Source organism: Stenotrophomonas sp. LST15-1-1.1, from assembly GCF_040815575.1.
GTDB classification, from domain to species: Bacteria; Pseudomonadota; Gammaproteobacteria; order Xanthomonadales; family Xanthomonadaceae; genus Stenotrophomonas; species Stenotrophomonas lactitubi_B.
The window spans coordinates 247,420-264,151 of sequence record NZ_JBFPNJ010000012.1; the positions used below are offsets into that span (position 1 = coordinate 247,420).

Here is a 16,732-nt window from a genome sequence, read left to right on the forward strand (position 1 = left end):
CCTGGAATTACAGCAGCTTGCTGGATGCGATCTGCATCGCCAGCTTCGCGATCGAGGGCTCCATCAGGTCGGTCAGCGGCTTGGGGTAGATGCCCAGGGCCAGCACGCCAATGGCGAACACGCCCAGCACCAGCCATTCGCGGCCGTTGATGTCCTTCAGTTCGGCGACGTGGCCGTTGGCCACCTCACCGAAGAAGACGCGCTTGTACAGCCACAGGGTGTAGGCCGCGCCGATGATCAGGGTGGTGGCTGCGCCCAGGGCGATCCACGGGTTCCGCTGGAACGCCGCGAGGATCACCATGAACTCGCCGACGAAGCCGCTCGTACCCGGCAGGCCTGCATTGGCCATGAAGAACAGCATGGCGAAGGTGGCGAACCAGGGCATCACGTTGACCACGCCGCCGTAATCGGCGATGCGGCGGCTGTGCATGCGGTCGTACAGCACGCCGACGCAGGAGAACATCGCGCCGGACACGAAGCCGTGCGAGATCATCTGCACCATGGCGCCCTGCAGGCCCAGGCGGGCCGCATCGACGTTGCCGGCTTCACGCACCAGCCACAGGGCAATGAAGGTGCCCAGGGTGACGAAGCCCATGTGCGCGATCGACGAATAGGCGATCAGCTTCTTCATGTCGTCCTGCACCAGGGCGACCAGGCCGACGTAGATCACCGCGATCAGCGACAGCGCGATGACCAGCCATGCCCATTCCTGCGACGCATCGGGGACGATCGGCAGGTTGAAGCGCAGGAAGCCGTAGCCACCGATCTTCAGCGCGATGGCGGCCAGGATCACCGAACCGGCGGTCGGCGCTTCCACGTGCGCGTCCGGCAGCCAGGTGTGCACCGGGAACATCGGCACCTTGACCGCGAATGCGATCAGGAAGGCGAAGAAGATCCAGGTCTGTTCCTTGCCCGACAGCTGCAGTGCATAGAGGTCGGCCAGCTGGAAGCTGCCACCCTTCATGTACAGGTAGATCAGCGCCACCAGCATCAGCACCGAGCCGAGGAAGGTGTACAGGAAGAACTTCAGCGCGGCGTAGATGCGGCGCGGGCCGCCCCAGACACCGATGATCAGGAACATCGGGATCAGCATCGCCTCGAAGAACACGTAGAACAGCATCGCGTCCGTGGCCGAGAAGATACCGACGGTGACACCTTCCAGGATCAGGAAGGCAGCCACGTACTGGTTCACGCGCTTGTCGATCGCGCTCCAGGCACCGATCAGGGCGAGCACGCTGACCAGCGTGGTCAGCAGGATCAGCGCTACGGCGATGCCGTCCACGCCCAGGTTGTAGCCGATGTTGTAGGTCGGGATCCAGGCGTGGGTCTCGACGAACTGCAGCGCGTCGATGCCCGGGTTGTAGCCGCCCAGCAGCGAGAGACTCGCCACGAAGGTCAGCACCGCGACGCCCAGCGACGCCCAGCGGGCGGTCTGCGCATCACGGATCGCAAGGATCAGGGCACCGCCGAGGATCGGCAGCCAGATGAGGACACTGAGTAGAGGCCAGTTCGACACGTCTTCTTATTCCGTACAGGTCATCAACGCAGGTAATGCATCAGCACGCCCAGGAGGGCAATCAGGCCGATGATCATCGCGAAGGCGTAGTGATAGAGGAAACCGGATTGGGTACGGCGCAGCACGCTGGCTGCGACGTCCACAACACGTGCCGAGAGATTGACCACGCCGTCGACGATGTTGCTGTCGATCCAGCGCGAGACCTTGCCAAGCTTGACGCTGCCACCGGCGAGGCCATCGATCCACAGCTTGTCGAAGCCGTACTTGTTTTCCAGCACGGACACCACCGGGGCGAAGGTCTTGCGCGCCTTGCCCGACAGGTCCGGCTTCCACAGGTAGAACAACGCAGCCAGCAGGAAGCCTGCCAGGGTCAGCCAGAACGGCGGCAGCATCATGCCGTGCAGCGCGAACGCCACCGGACCATGGAACTCCTCGCCCAGGAAGGCCACGGTGTTCTTGGCCGGATCGTAGAAATCGACGATGCCGGTGAAGAACGTGTTGACCTGGCCCTTGATCGCCGCATGGGCGTGGTGACCAGCCCAGTCGGTGCCATGCAGCATCGGACCGATGCTGAAGAAGCCAATGGCGATCGACGGGATGGCCAGCAGGATCAGCGGCAGCGTCACCACCCACGGCGTTTCATGCGGCTCGTGCGGACCGTGGCCATGGCCGTGGTCGTCATGTGCGTCGGCATGATGCGCGTCGGCAGCATGATGGTCGTCATGGCCATGGCCGTGATCATCGTGTGCATCGCGGAAGCGTTCCTTGCCGTGGAAGGTCAGGAACAGCAGGCGGAAGCTGTAGAAGCTGGTCACCAGCACGCCACCCAGCACGGCCCAGTAGCCATAGGTGGCCACCCAGCTGTTCTGCATGTGCGCGTGGATCTCGGCGGCCTCGATGATGGTGTCCTTCGAGTAGAAGCCGGAGAAGAACGGCGTACCGACCAGGGCCAGGGTACCGATCCACATGGTGATGAAGGTGATCGGCATGTACTTGCGCAGGCCGCCCATCTTGCGCATGTCCTGCTCGTGGTGCATCGCGATGATGACCGACCCGGCACCCAGGAACAGCAGCGCCTTGAAGAAGGCGTGGGTCATCAGGTGGAACACGGCAGCGGAATACGCCGACACGCCCAGTGCCACCGTCATGTAACCCAGCTGGGACAGCGTGGAGTACGCGACGACGCGCTTGATGTCGTTCTGCACGATGCCGATCAGGCCGGTGAAGAACGCGGTGGTGGCACCGATGAACAGGATGAAGTTCAGCGCGGTCTGCGACAGCTCGAACAACGGCGACATGCGGGTGACCATGAAGATACCGGCGGTCACCATCGTCGCGGCATGGATCAGTGCCGAGATCGGGGTCGGGCCTTCCATCGAATCCGGCAGCCACACGTGCAGCGGAACCTGGGCCGACTTGCCCATGGCACCGATGAACAGACCGATGCAGATGACGGTGGCAATCGACCAGATCACCGGCTCGTTCAGCAGCTGCATGCCGAACATGGTGCCGTCCCAGATCTGCAGCTGGGCGCGCGGATCGGCGAGCATGCCGGCCTGCGAGAACACCTGCGAGTAATCCAGGGTACCGAACACCCACAACACACCAGCGATACCCAGCAGGAAGCCGAAGTCACCGACGCGGTTGACCAGGAACGCCTTCATGTTGGCGAAGATCGCGGTCGGGCGCTTGAACCAGAAGCCGATCAGCAGGTACGACACCAGGCCCACTGCTTCCCAGCCGAAGAACAGCTGCAGGAAGTTGTTGCTCATCACCAGGGTGAGCATCGAGAAGGTGAACAGCGAGATGTAGCTGAAGAACCGCTGGTAACCCGGATCGTCCTGCATGTAGCCGATCGTGTAGATGTGGACCAGCAGCGACACGAAGGTCACCACCACCATCATCATCGCGGTCAGCTTGTCGACCATGAAGCCGACGTGGGCCGAGTACTGGCCGACTTCGAAGAACGTGTACAGGTTCTCGTTGAACGGCTGCGCCCCGCCCCACAGCAGCTGGTAGAGCGTGTGCATCGACAGGCCGCAGGCAACGGCGACACCGAGGATGGTGATGGTCTGCGCGCCGAAGCGCTTGACCTGGCGACCGAACAGGCCGGCGATGATGCTGCCGAACAGCGGTGCAAGCACCACTGCGATCAACAGACTCTTGGAGAGAGTGATTTCCATCTGTGGATCAGCCCTTCAACGAATCGACTTCGCCGACATTGATCGTTCGGCGTGTACGGAACAGGGTCACCAGGATCGCCAGGCCGATGGCGGCCTCGGCTGCGGCGACGGTCAGGATGAAGAACACGAACAGCTGACCGGACGGATCACCCAACTGACGCGAGAACGCGACGAAATTGACGTTCACCGACAGCAGCATCAGTTCGATCGACATCAGCAGGACGATGACGTTCTTCCGGTTGAGGAAGATACCGGCCAGGCTGATGGCGAACAGCACCGCGCCGAGCGCAAGCATGTGGCCAAGGGTAATCACGGCTGGGTCTCCTCGCCGGCAACCGGCTTGCTGTTGCTGTGCACGACCGGCACTTCGGCGCCCATCTTGACCATGCGCAGGCGGTCGCCCGCCTTGACCATGGTCTGCTCACCCGGGTTCTGGCTCTTTACACCGGTACGACGGCGCAGGGTCAGCATCACCGCGGCGACCACGGCCACGGTCAGGATGACGGCAGCGAACTCGAACGGCAGCAGGTATTCAGTGAACAGGGTGCGGGCCAACCAGGTGACGTTGGAGCTGTCGGCGGCGAGCGCAGCGGCGTTGTCGGCCGGGAACGGAGTGACCGCCCTGCTCTTCACGCCGATCAGGGTCAGCATCTGCACCAGCATCGCCACGGCAACGATGAGGCCGACCGGCAGGTAGCGCACCCAGCCTTCACGCATCTTCGTAGGATCGATGTCCAGCATCATCACCACAAACAGGAACAGCACCATCACCGCGCCGACGTAGACCAGCACCAGCGCAACACCGAGGAACTCGGCGCCGACCAGCAGCCACACGCAGGCGATGGAGAAGAAGGTCAGCACCAGGCACAGGACAGCATGCACGGGGTTGCGCACGCTGATCACTGCAGCGGCCGAAACCGTCGCCGCGATGGCGAAGACCCAGAAAGCGATATTTACCCAATCCATCTCTCGACCTCAGCGGTAAGCGGCATCGGCGGCACGACGCTCGGCGATCTCGGATTCGAGACGGTCGCCCAGGGCCAGCAGCTGCGGCTTGGTAACGATGTTTTCGCCACGATTCTCGAAGTGGTACTCGAGGATGTGGGTCTCGACGATCGAGTCCACCGGGCAGCTTTCCTCACAGAAGCCGCAGAAGATGCACTTGAACAGATCGATGTCGTAGCGCGTGGTACGGCGGGTGCCGTCCTCGCGCTTGGCCGAATCGATGGTGATGGCCAAAGCCGGGCACACCGCTTCGCACAGCTTGCAGGCGATGCAGCGCTCTTCGCCGTTGGGATAACGGCGCAGCGCGTGCAGGCCACGGAAGCGCGGCGACTGCGGGAACTTCTCCATCGGGTACATCATCGTGTACTTCGGCTTGAAGCTGTACTTCAGCGTCAGCCAGAGACCGGCCAGCAGTTCGAGCAGCAGCAGGCTCTTGAAGTAATGGGTAATCCTGTTCATCACTTAGACGCCCTTTTGAATCACGCCGAAGAACACCATGACGGCGGTAACCGCAATCCACAGAATGGCCAGCGGGATGAAGACCTTCCAGCCCAGGCGCATGATCTGGTCATAGCGGAAGCGCGGGAAGCTGGCACGGAACCAGATGTAGGCACTGGCGAAGAAGAACACCTTGACGAACAGCCACGGTGCGCCGCCCTTCCAGATCCAGTCGACCAGCGGCGAGACGTTGCCGAAGTCGACCCAGCCCTGGATCGGGCTCAGCCAGCCGCCGAGGAAGAAGATCGAGATCAGGAAGCTGATCAGGATCATGTTCGCGTATTCGGCCAGGAAGAACAGGGCGAAGGCACCGCCGGAGTATTCGACCATGTGGCCGGCAACGATTTCCGATTCACCTTCCACCACGTCGAACGGCGCGCGGTTGGTTTCGGCAACGCCCGACACCCAGTAGATGACGAACAGCGGGAACAGCGGCAGCAGGAACCAGTCGAAGAAACCGGAATTGCCGGCCTGCGCCATCACGATGTTGCTCAGATTCAGGCTGCCCGCAGCGATCATCACGCCGACCAGGGCGAAGCCCATGGCGATTTCGTAGCTGATCATCTGCGCCGAGGCGCGCATCGCACCCAGGAACGCATACTTCGAGTTGGATGCCCAACCGGCCAGGATGATGCCGTAGATGCCCAGCGAGGTCATCGCCAGCAGGTACAGCAGGCCGGCGTTTGCGTTGGACAGCACGATCTGCGAATCGAAGGGCACCACCGACCAGGCCGCAAAGGCCGGGGCCAGGGTGATCAGCGGCGCCAGCAGGAAGATCGCCTTGTTGGCGCTGCTCGGCTGCAGGACTTCCTTGAACAGCAGCTTGAAGACGTCGGCGAAGGCCTGGAAGATGCCCATGCCCACATACATCGGGCCGTGGCGGACATGCATCCAGCCGATCAGCTTGCGTTCCCAGACCACGTAGAAGGCCACCGAGACGATCACCGGAACGGTGATCACCAGGATCTTCAGGATGATCCAGATCAGCGCGCCGATGTCACCGAGGCCAAGCAGCCACTGGTGCAGCGGATCGACCGCGTTAATCAGCAATTCGTTCATGCAGCCACCACCGAAACACGAGCGGCACCCAGCGGCGCGGTTGCGCCGTGGCCCGATTCAATCCAGACCGAACCCGCAGCGACGCGGGCGTCGACCACCACCGGCAGGGTGGCCTTGCCGGCATCGGTGCCGACCTTGGCCATCTGCCCTTCCTGCAGCTGCAGGCGGGCGGCATCGTCAGCGTTGAGCACGATGCGCGGAGCGTTGTTGAGCGGATGCGACTGCAGCGCCGGGGCGCGACGGACCACCGCATCGGTGCGGTAGATCGCAGCGGTCGAGGCCACTTCCATGCCCTCGCCCACCAGCACCGGCTGTGCCGACGCGGACACCTGCACCGTCAGCGGTGCCAGGCTTGCGCGCAGGCCGGCCAGGTCGATGAACTCGAAACCGGCGACGGCCAGCTCAGCGCCAAGCGCACGCAGCACTCGCCAGCCCTCGCGGGCCTCGCCCGGCAGCTTGCCGCCGGCACGGGCCGACTGCTCGCGACCGTCGAGGTTGGTCAGGGTGGCGTCGATTTCCGGCAGCGCACCGATCGGCAGGATCACGTCGGCAACATCGCGGGTCGAGGCGCAGGCGAACTGGCTGAAGGCAACCACCTGTGCGCCAAGCAGCGCCTTGCGCGCGGCCGGAGCATCGGCGAAGTCCAGGCCCGGTTCCAGGCCATAGACCACGTAGGCCTTGCGCGGATCGGCCAGCATCGCGGCGACGTCCTTGCCGGCCGGCAGCACACCGGCGCGGGTCAGGCCGATGGCGTTGGCGCCCTGCGGGATACGGCACAGCTTGGCACCGGTAGCGGCGGCGAAATCACGCGCAGCGGCACGGATCGCGGCAGCCTGCGGATGGTTCTCGGCGATGCCACCGACGATCAGCACGGTGTTGGTACCGCCCTGCACCGCCGAACGCAGCTCGGCATTGGCCAGTGCATCGGCGAACTTCGACGGGGCCACGATCTGCTTGCCTGCAATGCTGAACGCGAAGTCGAAGTCGACCGGGTTGACGACGTGGATCTTCGCGCCGTTGGTCGTCTGCGCCTTGCGCAGGCGGGCGTGCAGCAGCGGCAGTTCGTGGCGGATGTTGCTGCCCAGAACGACGATGCGGTCGGCGCCTTCGATCTCGGCCAGCGGCAGGCCGAACACTTCGGCGGTGGCGGCGTCGGAGAAGTCGCGGTTGTTGATGCGGTGGTCGATGTTGCTCGAACCCAGGCCGGTGGCCAGGCGGGCCAGCAGTGCGCCCTCTTCGTTCGAGGTCGACGGGTGCACCAGCACGCCCAGGTTGTCACCCTGGTTGCCCTTGAGGATCTCGGCGGCCGCGGCCAGGCCTTCGGCCCAGCTCACTTCCTTCCACTCGCCATTGACCTTGCGCAGCGGCTTGACCGCACGGTCTTCGCTGTACAGGCCCTGGTGCGAATAGCGGTCACGATCGGACAGCCAGCACTCGTTGACCGACTCGTTGTCGCGCGGCACGGTGCGCAGCACTTCGCCGCGACGCACGTGCAGGAACAGGTTCGAGCCCATCGCGTCGTGGTAGCCCAGCGATTCGCGCGCAGTCAGTTCCCACGGACGGGCGCGGAACTGGAACACCTTGTTGGTCAGCGCGCCGACCGGGCACACGTCGACCACATTGCCCGAAAGCTCGGTGGTCAGCGGCTTGCCGTCGTAGGTGCCGATCTGCAGGTTCTCACCGCGGTACATGCCACCCAGCTCGTAGGTACCGGCAACGTCGGCGGTGAAGCGGACGCAGCGGGTGCACTGGATGCAGCGGGTCATCTCGGTGGCGACCAGCGGGCCCATGTCCTCGTCGGCCACCACGCGCTTGCGCTCGTTGAAGCGGCTGACCGAACGGCCGTAACCCAGCGACACGTCCTGCAGTTCGCACTCGCCGCCCTGATCGCAGATCGGGCAATCCAGCGGGTGGTTGATCAGCAGGAATTCCATCACCGAGCGCTGGAACTTCAGCGCCTTTTCACTGCGGGTGGCGACCTTCATGCCATCCATCACCGGCGTGGCGCAGGCCGGCGCCGGCTTCGGCGACTTTTCCACGTCCACCAGGCACATGCGGCAGTTGGCAGCGATCGGCAGCTTCTCGTGGTAGCAGAAGCGCGGAATCGAAATGCCCGCCTTGTCGGCGGCCTGGATGATCATCGAACCCTTGGGCACGACCAGCGACTTGCCATCGATTTCGATGGTGACGTGATCCGGTGGCACGCTGGGATTTATGGGTTGCGCGCTCATGCAGCGGCTGCCTCCACCTTCTTGCCGTCAACCATCGAATGACCGTTGACGATGTAGTACTCGAATTCGTCCCAGAACTGGCGCAGGAAGCCCTGGATGGGCCACGCCGCCGCTTCGCCGAACGCACAGATGGTGTGACCTTCGATCTGACCGGCCACGGTCTTCAACTGGTGCAGGTCTTCCATCGTGGCCTTGCCGGCGACGATGCGCTCCAGCACGCGGTGCATCCAGCCGGTACCTTCACGGCACGGGGTGCACTGGCCACAGGATTCCTTGTGGAAGAACTGGCTGATGCGGCAGGCGAACTTGACGCAGCAGACGCTGTCATCCAGCACCACGACCGCACCGGAACCCAGGCCGGAGCCCAGCGCACGGATGGTGTCGTAGTCCATCGGCAGGCCCTTCAGCTCGGCCGCGGTCAGCACCGGCATGGACACGCCACCCGGGATCGCGCCCTTGAGCTTGCGGCCCGGCTTGAGGCCGCCAGCCATTTCCAGCAGGTCGTCAAAGGTGGTACCGAGCGGCACTTCGAAGTTGCCACCCTTCTGCACGCAGCCGGACACCGAGAAGCACTTCGGACCGCCATTGGCAGTCAGGCTCAGGCCCTTGAACCACTCGGGACCATTGCGGATGATCGCCGGCACCGAACCATAGGTTTCGGTGTTGTTGATCGTCGACGGCTTGCCATACAGGCCGAAGTTGGCCGGGAACGGCGGCTTGTAGCGCGGCTGGCCCTTCTTGCCTTCCAGCGATTCCATCAGTGCGGTTTCTTCGCCGCAGATGTAGGCGCCGGCACCGAGGGCGCCGTAGATGTCGATATCCACGCCCGAGCCCAGCACGTTCTTGCCCAGCCAGCCGTTTGCATAGGCATCGGCCAGGGCCTGCTCGAAGTGCTCGAACGGCTCGTGGTGGAACTCACCGCGCAGGTAGTTGTAGCCCACGGTCGAACCGGTGGCATAGCAGGCGATCGCCATGCCTTCCACCACCGAATGCGGGTTGTAACGCAGGATGTCGCGATCCTTGCAGGTGCCCGGCTCGGATTCATCCGAGTTGCAGAGGATGTACTTCTGCACGTTGCCCTTGGGCATGAAGGACCACTTCAGGCCGGTCGGGAAACCAGCGCCGCCACGGCCGCGCAGGCCCGAGGCCTTGACCATCTCGATGACCTGCTCCGGCGGGATCTTCTCTTCGAGGATCTTGCGCAGGGCGGCGTAGCCACCGGTCTTCAGATAGCTTTCGTACGACCACGGGGTGTCGTAATGCAGGGTGGTGTAGACCACCTGGTGCGGCAGCGGCGCGGGGCCGACCGGACCCTTGGATTCGTGGTGATGTGCCATGCCCTTACTCCAGCCCGTCCAGAAGCTCGTCGACCTTTTCCAGGGTCAGACGCTCATGGTAGTGACCATTGATGACCATCATCGGTGCACCCGCGCAGCCGGCCAGGCACTCTTCCTCACGCTTGAGGTAGACGCGGCCGTCAGCGGTCGACTGACCGTTCTTGATGCCCAGCTTCTTCTCGCAATGGCGCACGATGTCTTCGGCGCCATTGAGCCAGCAGCTGATGTTCGTGCAGATGGCCACGTTGTTGCGACCCACCTTCTCGGTCTCGAACATCGAGTAGAAGCTGGCAACCTCGTAGGCCCACACCGGCGGCAGGTCCAGGTACTTGGCCACGCCGGCGATCAGCTCGTCGGTCAGCCAGCCCTGGTTCTGCTCCTGGGCAGCATGCAGACCCTGCAGCACGGCAGAGCGCTTGCGGTCCGGCGGGAACTTGGACAGCCAGTGATCGATGTGAGCGCGGGTTTTGTCGCTCAACACCACCATCGGGTCGACGTCGCGCGCCGCCTCGAAATTACCTGTCGCCTTCATCGGCCGACCTCAGCGAAATGCATAACGTGAAATTGCAGAAACTGCGGCGCCGGCTTGCGCCGGCTGCCTGCAGCGGGCGTTGGCGTGGCGGACGGCATTACCGGTCAACCTCGCCGAACACCAGATCGTAGGTACCGATCATCGCCACCACGTCGGCCAGCATGTGGCCGCGCACGATCGAATCGATCGAGGACAGGTGGGCGAAGCCCGGCGCACGGAGGTGTACGCGGAACGGCTTGTTGGCGCCGTCGGAAACCAGGTAGCAGCCGAATTCGCCCTTGGGCGCTTCAACCGCGGCGTAGGTCTCGCCGGCCGGCACGCAATAGCCTTCACTGAACAGCTTGAAGTGGTGGATCAGCGCTTCCATGTCGTCCTTCATGTCCTCGCGCTTGGGCGGAGCGACCTTGAAGTTCTTGACCATGACCGGGCCGGGGTTGGCCTTCAGCCATGCCACGCACTGCTTGATGATGCGGTTGGACTCGCGCATTTCGGCCACGCGGCACAGGTAGCGATCGTAGCAATCGCCTTCCTTGCCCAGCGGGATGTCGAAATCGACGGCATCGTACTTCGCGTACGGACGCTTCTTGCGCAGGTCCCAGGCAACGCCCGAGCCACGCAGCATCACGCCGGTCATGCCCCACTGGTGGGCCAGTTCCGGGGTGACCACGCCGATGCCAACGGTACGCTGCTTCCAGATACGGTTGTCGGTCAGCAGGGTCTCGTATTCGTCGACACGGCCGGGGAATTCATTGGTGAAGTTTTCCAGGAAGTCCAGCAGCGAACCTTCGCGCGAGGCGTTGAGGTTCTTCAGGGCCTTGCCCTTGTGCCAGCGCGATTCCTTGTACTTCGGCATATGGTCCGGCAGGTCGCGGTAAACGCCGCCCGGACGGTAGTACGCCGCGTGCATGCGCGCGCCGGAGACCGCTTCGTAGCAGTCCATCAGCTCTTCGCGCTCGCGGAAGGCGTACAGCATCACCGCCATCGCACCCAGGTCGAGCGCGTTGGAGCCCAGCCACATCAGGTGGTTCAGGATGCGGGTGATCTCGTCGAACATCGTGCGGATGTACTGCGCGCGCTCCGGCGCCTCGATGCCCATCAGGGTCTCGATCGAGCGCACGTAGGCGTGCTCGTTGCACATCATCGACACGTAATCCAGGCGATCCATGTAGCCGATCGACTGGTTGAACGGCTTGGACTCAGCCAGCTTCTCGGTGCCCCGGTGCAGCAGACCCACGTGCGGGTCGGCACGCATGATGGTCTCGCCGTCCATCTCCAGGATCAGGCGCAGCACACCGTGCGCGGCCGGATGCTGCGGGCCGAAGTTCATGGTGTAGTTGCGGATTTCCTGCCGGCTCTCGGCAGCATTGCTGGCGAATGCTTCGCCGGCCTGGTGTACGTGACTCACTTCACTGCCTCCTGCGAGCGCTCGCCGGCAGCGGTCTGCAGGCGGGCGTCGTCGCGGATCACGCGCGGCACGCCGACACGCGGCTCCACCGAGGTGACCGGTTCGTAGATGACGCGCTTCTTTTCTTCGTCGTAGCGGACTTCGACGTTGCCGATCAGCGGGAAGTCCTTGCGGAACGGATGGCCGACGAAACCGTAGTCGGTCAGGATCCGGCGCAGGTCCGGGTGACCTTCGAAGATCACGCCATACAGATCGAACGCTTCGCGTTCGAACCAGTTCAGGCCCGGCCAGATCCCGGTCAGTGAGGACACCACCGGCAGCGCTTCGTCAGGAGCGAAGCAGCGCAGGTGCATCATCAGGTTGTGCTGGTACGAACGCAGCTGTGCGACCACGGCAAAGCGCTGGGTCGGCATGTGCTGCGGACGGGCACCGTCGGCGCTCTCTTCGCTGGGGAATTCACCCCAGGCGAAGCGGCCCTGGGCCTTGCCTTCGACACCGCGGCTGAAGCCCTGCGAGGACACGTCGGCGGTGTCCCACTCATCGGAGCCATAACCGAGGTAATCGACGCCGCAGAGGTCCACGGCCTGCTCGAAACCAAACTCGTCACGCAGCGCGAGGGCGGTGGCGTGCCACTCAGCGGCAGGCACTTCCAGCGTCACTTCGCCGCGGGGTTCGACCACGATGACCTTCGCACCTGCGAAACGTGCGGAGAGTCGGTCGATGAAGGATGCTTGCTCTGCCATGGGGGCTTGGCGCGCTCTTGTCAGGTGAAGGGGTCAGCGGGCGATGGTCTGTGTACGCCAGATCTTCTTCTGCAGCTGCAGGATCCCGTACACCAGCGCCTCGGCGGTCGGCGGGCAGCCCGGGACATAGATGTCCACCGGCACCACGCGATCACAGCCGCGCACCACAGAATAGGAGTAGTGGTAGTAACCACCGCCGTTGGCGCAGCTGCCCATGGAGATCACCCACTTGGGGTCGGGCATCTGGTCATAGACCTTGCGCAGCGCCGGGGCCATCTTGTTGACCAGGGTGCCGGCGACGATCATCACGTCGGACTGACGCGGCGACGGGCGGAACACCACACCGTAGCGGTCAAGGTCCAGGCGCGCCGCACCTGCGTGCATCATTTCGACCGCACAGCAGGCCAGACCGAAGGTCATGGGCCACATCGAGCCGGTACGTGCCCAGTTCAGCAGGGCATCGACGCTGGTGGTGACAAAGCCCTTTTCCAGCAGCGGGTTGTCGCCTTCCGGCCGCAGGATGTCATCAACCCGTCCTTCCGGGACAGGATTGGTCATCAGGCCATCGAGAGTCTGAATCACTCCCATTCCAGCGCTCCCTTCTTCCAGACATAAATGAAACCGAGGAACAGCATGCCGACGAACAGACCCATGGTGACGAGCGAACGCGCGCCCAGCTCCATGAAGACCTGCGTCCACGGCACGATGAAGATGATTTCCAGGTCGAAGACGATGAACTGGATCGCGATCAGGTAGTAGCGCACGTCGAACTTCATGCGTGCGTCTTCGAACGCTTCGAAGCCGCACTCGTACGGCGACAGCTTTTCCAGATCGGGGCGGCGGGGACCGAGGAATCGACCAACCAGCATCAGCGTAATGCCGATACCGGTGGCAACGATCAGAAACAGCAGAGACGGCAAATATTCGGCCAGCACAGCGATTCTCTCTTGCCTCTGCCGCTGCGCCTGCAGGCGCTTTGGCATGGGGGAGTGGACGGGAATCTGCCTGGCGCCTTGCGCGCCAGACGAACCCGCTTTACTTACTAAATGGTGCCCAAGAGGGGACTCGAACCCCTACGACCTAAGTCGCTACCACCTCAAGGTAGTGCGTCTACCAATTCCGCCACCTGGGCAAACGATCACATCAGACTATCTTCCCGATGCGCCGCGTATTGTAACCGGCTTCAGTCTTTCTGGGAGCCTTCCGAAGGCTTTTCTTCACCAGAAACCGAAGATTCCGCCTGAGCCGGCACAGTTGCGGCCGGAACCGGGGCGGCCGGGACCGCATCAGCCTTCGGAACGGCCGGCAATTCGCCCGCCGGAGCGGCCGGAGCACTGGCTGCAGGGGTGGACATCAGACCCAGATCCTGATCGGCGGCCGGGCGGTTGCCATGGCCGGCGTACCAGGCCATGAAGAGGCTGATGCCGAAGAACACCACGGCCAGCCACTTGGTCGACTTGGACAGGAAGTTGGACGCGCCACGCGCACCGAACACGGTCCCCGAGGCGCCGGCGCCAAAGCCCGAACCTGCCGCCGCACCCGAGCCACGCTGCATCAGGATCAGCGCGACCATGGCCACGGCAACCAGCACGTAGACGACATTGAGGATCAACATCAGCATTGGAAATCCGCCCTCGGACTAGAGTGCCGGCGGCTAGCCGGCAACCGTAACTAATTGTTTGCCGCCGCCTCTGCGATGGCCAGGAAGTCGGCGGCCACCAGGGAGGCACCACCAACCAGCCCACCATCGACATCCGGCTGCGCGAACAGTTCCCCGGCATTGTCGGGCTTCACGCTACCGCCGTAAACAATGGGCAGTGAATCAGCAATTCTAGCATCGATGCGCGCGACTTCGCCACGAATGAACGCGTGCACCTGCTGCGCCTGCTCCTTGGTGGCAGTACGGCCGGTGCCGATCGCCCAGACCGGCTCGTAGGCGACCACGGCATTGGCGAAGCCCTTCGCCCCGACAAGCTCCAGCACCGGGGCCAGCTGGCTGGCGATGACCGACTCGGTCTGCCCGGCCTCGCGCTGCTCAAGGGTTTCACCGACGCACAGCACCGGCACCAGGCCGGCATGCAGGGCGGCAGCGAACTTGCGCGCGACCAGCTCGCTGCTCTCATTGTGGTACTGGCGGCGCTCGGAGTGGCCGACCAGGCCATAGCGGGCACCGACCTCGTGCAGCATGGCCGCGCACACCTCACCGGTGTAGGCGCCCTTCTCGTTGCTGCTGACGTCCTGTGCACCAAAGGCCAGGCCGGTGTCGCCGAAGTCTTCGACCAGCTCACCCAGGTAGGGCATCGGCGGCAGGATGACCACCTCCACCCCGCGCTTCGGCAGCCCGGCGGCAACCTGCCCCAGCAGTTCGGTGGCGAATTGACGGCTGCCGTGCAGCTTCCAGTTTCCAGCGACGATCTTGCGGCGCATGAGCGGGTGGCTCCTGTGTGAACTCAGCCGCCCATGATACCTGCTGCGGCAAAAAACCGTTTCTTTGTAAGCGGTTACATGGATTTTCAGCCAACGGCGCAGCCCCTCGTGGCGGGGTTTGGGCTGGGTTGGTCGCGGAAAGCCCGGTGGGATCTGGGGGGTTGGCCGGGCGGGTGGGACTGGCGAGGGACGCCGTGAACCCATCCCTGGGGGCTTGGCCGCGGCATCCATGCCGCGGACACCCTCGCCAGCCCCACCCGCCCGGCCCCTGACACATTCCGGCGGTTCCGCCCGCCACGGAAAGAAAAAAGAAGATCAAGAGCAGAAACCGAGCCCCCTGCCCCGCTTCGAGGCCTGACAGATCTCATCCACGCATGGCGTGGATAGATCGTGTCGACCAAGGTCGACACCTACCAACAGCCGCGGGGAGTGTCGAAGGCGGGGAGGTGTCGGATGGCGGGGTGTCCGCGGCATGGATGCCGCGGCCAAGCCCCCAGGGATGGGTTTACGGCGTCCCCGCCATCCGACACCTCCCCGCCTCCCCACGGAACATCCCAGAGCCGCTCTGGCTTTGGCTTTGGCTTTGGCTTTGGCTCTGGCTTTGGCTCCGGCCTCTGCGGGTGCAGGGCGCAGCCCTGCCGAACACCCTCCGCCCCCGTAATGAAAAAGCCGCCTTTCGGCGGCCTTCTCATTCGTTACTTCAGCTTGATCTCGCGCAGGCGCTCTTCGAGGAAGCCGTGCGCGGTGATCGGCTCCGGGTACCGGCTCGGATTCTCCTCGGTGATGCACGAGGGCAGCACGTCGATCAGGAAATCCGGGTTCGGGTGCAGGAAGAACGGCACCGAATAGCGCGGCTGGCGAGCCAGCTCGCCCGGAGGATTGACCACACGGTGGATGGTCGACGGATACACGTGGTTGGTCAGGCGCTGCAGCATGTCGCCGATGTTGACCACGATGGTGTCCGCATCCGAGGTGAACGGCACCCAGTCCCCGTCATGCGACTGCACTTCCAGGCCTGCCGCGCTGGCACCGACCAGCAGCGTGATGAAATTGATGTCGCCGTGCGCACCGGCACGCACGTTCGGGATGTCATCGGTGGTGATCGGCGGGTAGTGGATCGGGCGCAGGATCGAATTGCCGAAATTGGTCTTGTCGGCGAAGAAGTGTTCCGGCAGGCCGATGTGCAGGGCCAGGGCCGACAGCACGCGTGAGCCCAGGTTGTCCAGCGCCTGGTACAGGCCGTAACCACGCTCACGGAAGCCCTCGACCTCGGACGGCCACAGGTTCGGCGCCATCACGTCACGGTACTTGGAGTCGTCGGCGATCTCGCGACCGATGTGCCAGAACTCCTTCAGGTCGAAGTGCTTGGAGCCCTTGGCGGTCTCCACACCGAACGGGGTGTAGCCACGGGCGCCGCCGCTGCCCGCCACGTGGTACTTGCGCTTGGTCTCGTCCGGCAGTGCGAAGAAGGCCTTGAAGACGTCGTAGGCCGCATCGATGTCGGCCTGCGGGATGCCGTGGTTGCGGATGCCGGCGAACCCCCATTGGCGATATGCCGCCCCCAGCTCGGCCACGAAGGCGTCGCGGTCACTGTCGAAACGGGTGATGTCGAGGGTGGGGATCTGGCTCACAGCGGTTCCTGGCTTGTCGTTGAGTCGGTACGGGCCCGCCATGTCATGGCGACCGATCTGAACATTGTGACAGATAGATCGGGACACGCCACCGACATGCTGAAACAAACCGATACAATGCGCCACCCGCGCGCGGTTTAACGACTTCGTCACGCTGGGAAACGC

General features: G+C 63.8%; 16 protein-coding genes and 1 tRNA gene. All 17 read right to left on the minus strand.

Going from position 1 to position 16,732, the window contains the following annotated elements; all coding sequences use genetic code 11:
• Positions 1-7 precede the first annotated feature (7 nt).
• The gene (locus MRBLST15_RS08940) at positions 8-1,516 is read right to left on the minus strand and encodes an NADH-quinone oxidoreductase subunit M (protein ID WP_265952216.1); all 1,509 of its coding nucleotides are present in this window, start codon (positions 1,514-1,516) and stop codon (positions 8-10) included.
• Between the two features lie 23 nt (positions 1,517-1,539).
• Positions 1,540-3,699, minus strand: a complete 2,160-nt coding sequence (gene nuoL / locus MRBLST15_RS08945) for an NADH-quinone oxidoreductase subunit L (RefSeq protein WP_180166332.1) — start codon at positions 3,697-3,699, stop codon at positions 1,540-1,542.
• 7 nt (positions 3,700-3,706) lie between these two features.
• Positions 3,707-4,012, minus strand: coding sequence for an NADH-quinone oxidoreductase subunit NuoK (nuoK, locus tag MRBLST15_RS08950; RefSeq protein WP_006381125.1), 306 nt, complete (start codon positions 4,010-4,012; stop codon positions 3,707-3,709).
• Entirely contained in the window at positions 4,009-4,665 is a 657-nt protein-coding gene (locus MRBLST15_RS08955; RefSeq protein ID WP_099819058.1) for an NADH-quinone oxidoreductase subunit J, read from the minus strand. The genes nuoK and MRBLST15_RS08955 overlap by 4 nt, the downstream gene beginning before the upstream one ends.
• Positions 4,666-4,674: 9 nt before the next feature.
• Positions 4,675-5,163, minus strand: coding sequence for an NADH-quinone oxidoreductase subunit NuoI (gene nuoI / locus MRBLST15_RS08960; protein ID WP_005417924.1), 489 nt, complete (start codon positions 5,161-5,163; stop codon positions 4,675-4,677).
• A 3-nt stretch (positions 5,164-5,166) separates the two neighbouring features.
• On the minus strand, positions 5,167-6,261 hold the full coding sequence (gene nuoH / locus MRBLST15_RS08965) for an NADH-quinone oxidoreductase subunit NuoH (protein ID WP_265952222.1): 1,095 nt from the start codon (positions 6,259-6,261) through the stop codon (positions 5,167-5,169).
• Positions 6,258-8,492, minus strand: a complete 2,235-nt coding sequence (gene nuoG, locus MRBLST15_RS08970; protein WP_367785737.1) for an NADH-quinone oxidoreductase subunit NuoG — start codon at positions 8,490-8,492, stop codon at positions 6,258-6,260. The genes nuoH and nuoG overlap by 4 nt, the downstream gene beginning before the upstream one ends.
• Positions 8,489-9,829, minus strand: coding sequence for an NADH-quinone oxidoreductase subunit NuoF (gene nuoF / locus MRBLST15_RS08975; RefSeq protein WP_025876206.1), 1,341 nt, complete (start codon positions 9,827-9,829; stop codon positions 8,489-8,491). The genes nuoG and nuoF overlap by 4 nt, the downstream gene beginning before the upstream one ends.
• A gap of 4 nt (positions 9,830-9,833) precedes the next feature.
• A complete protein-coding gene (gene nuoE, locus MRBLST15_RS08980) occupies positions 9,834-10,361 on the minus strand; it encodes an NADH-quinone oxidoreductase subunit NuoE (protein ID WP_025876204.1) in 528 nt (175 codons plus the stop codon).
• A gap of 97 nt (positions 10,362-10,458) precedes the next feature.
• On the minus strand, positions 10,459-11,766 hold the full coding sequence (locus tag MRBLST15_RS08985) for an NADH-quinone oxidoreductase subunit D (protein WP_025876202.1): 1,308 nt from the start codon (positions 11,764-11,766) through the stop codon (positions 10,459-10,461).
• Positions 11,763-12,509: an NADH-quinone oxidoreductase subunit C gene (locus MRBLST15_RS08990; protein ID WP_089236301.1), complete on the minus strand. Its 747-nt coding sequence runs from the start codon at positions 12,507-12,509 to the stop codon at positions 11,763-11,765. Before MRBLST15_RS08990 ends, MRBLST15_RS08985 begins: the two co-directional genes overlap by 4 nt.
• 33 nt (positions 12,510-12,542) lie before the next feature.
• Positions 12,543-13,097, minus strand: a complete 555-nt coding sequence (locus MRBLST15_RS08995; protein WP_089236302.1) for a NuoB/complex I 20 kDa subunit family protein — start codon at positions 13,095-13,097, stop codon at positions 12,543-12,545.
• Complete coding sequence (locus tag MRBLST15_RS09000; RefSeq protein ID WP_005414075.1) at positions 13,088-13,444, minus strand: NADH-quinone oxidoreductase subunit A; 357 nt, start codon at positions 13,442-13,444, stop codon at positions 13,088-13,090. The genes MRBLST15_RS08995 and MRBLST15_RS09000 overlap by 10 nt, the downstream gene beginning before the upstream one ends.
• Positions 13,445-13,556: 112 nt before the next feature.
• Positions 13,557-13,641: transfer RNA gene (locus MRBLST15_RS09005), tRNA-Leu, on the minus strand.
• Positions 13,642-13,692: 51 nt separating this feature from the next.
• Positions 13,693-14,130, minus strand: a complete 438-nt coding sequence (secG, locus tag MRBLST15_RS09010) for a preprotein translocase subunit SecG (RefSeq protein ID WP_265952225.1) — start codon at positions 14,128-14,130, stop codon at positions 13,693-13,695.
• A gap of 50 nt (positions 14,131-14,180) precedes the next feature.
• Positions 14,181-14,936 carry a triose-phosphate isomerase gene (tpiA, locus tag MRBLST15_RS09015; protein WP_367785738.1) on the minus strand — a complete coding sequence of 252 codons (756 nt, stop codon included), beginning with the start codon at positions 14,934-14,936 and terminating at the stop codon, positions 14,181-14,183.
• 695 nt (positions 14,937-15,631) lie between these two features.
• Entirely contained in the window at positions 15,632-16,609 is a 978-nt protein-coding gene (locus MRBLST15_RS09020) for an isopenicillin N synthase family dioxygenase (RefSeq protein WP_049469229.1), read from the minus strand.
• Positions 16,610-16,732 lie beyond the last annotated feature (123 nt).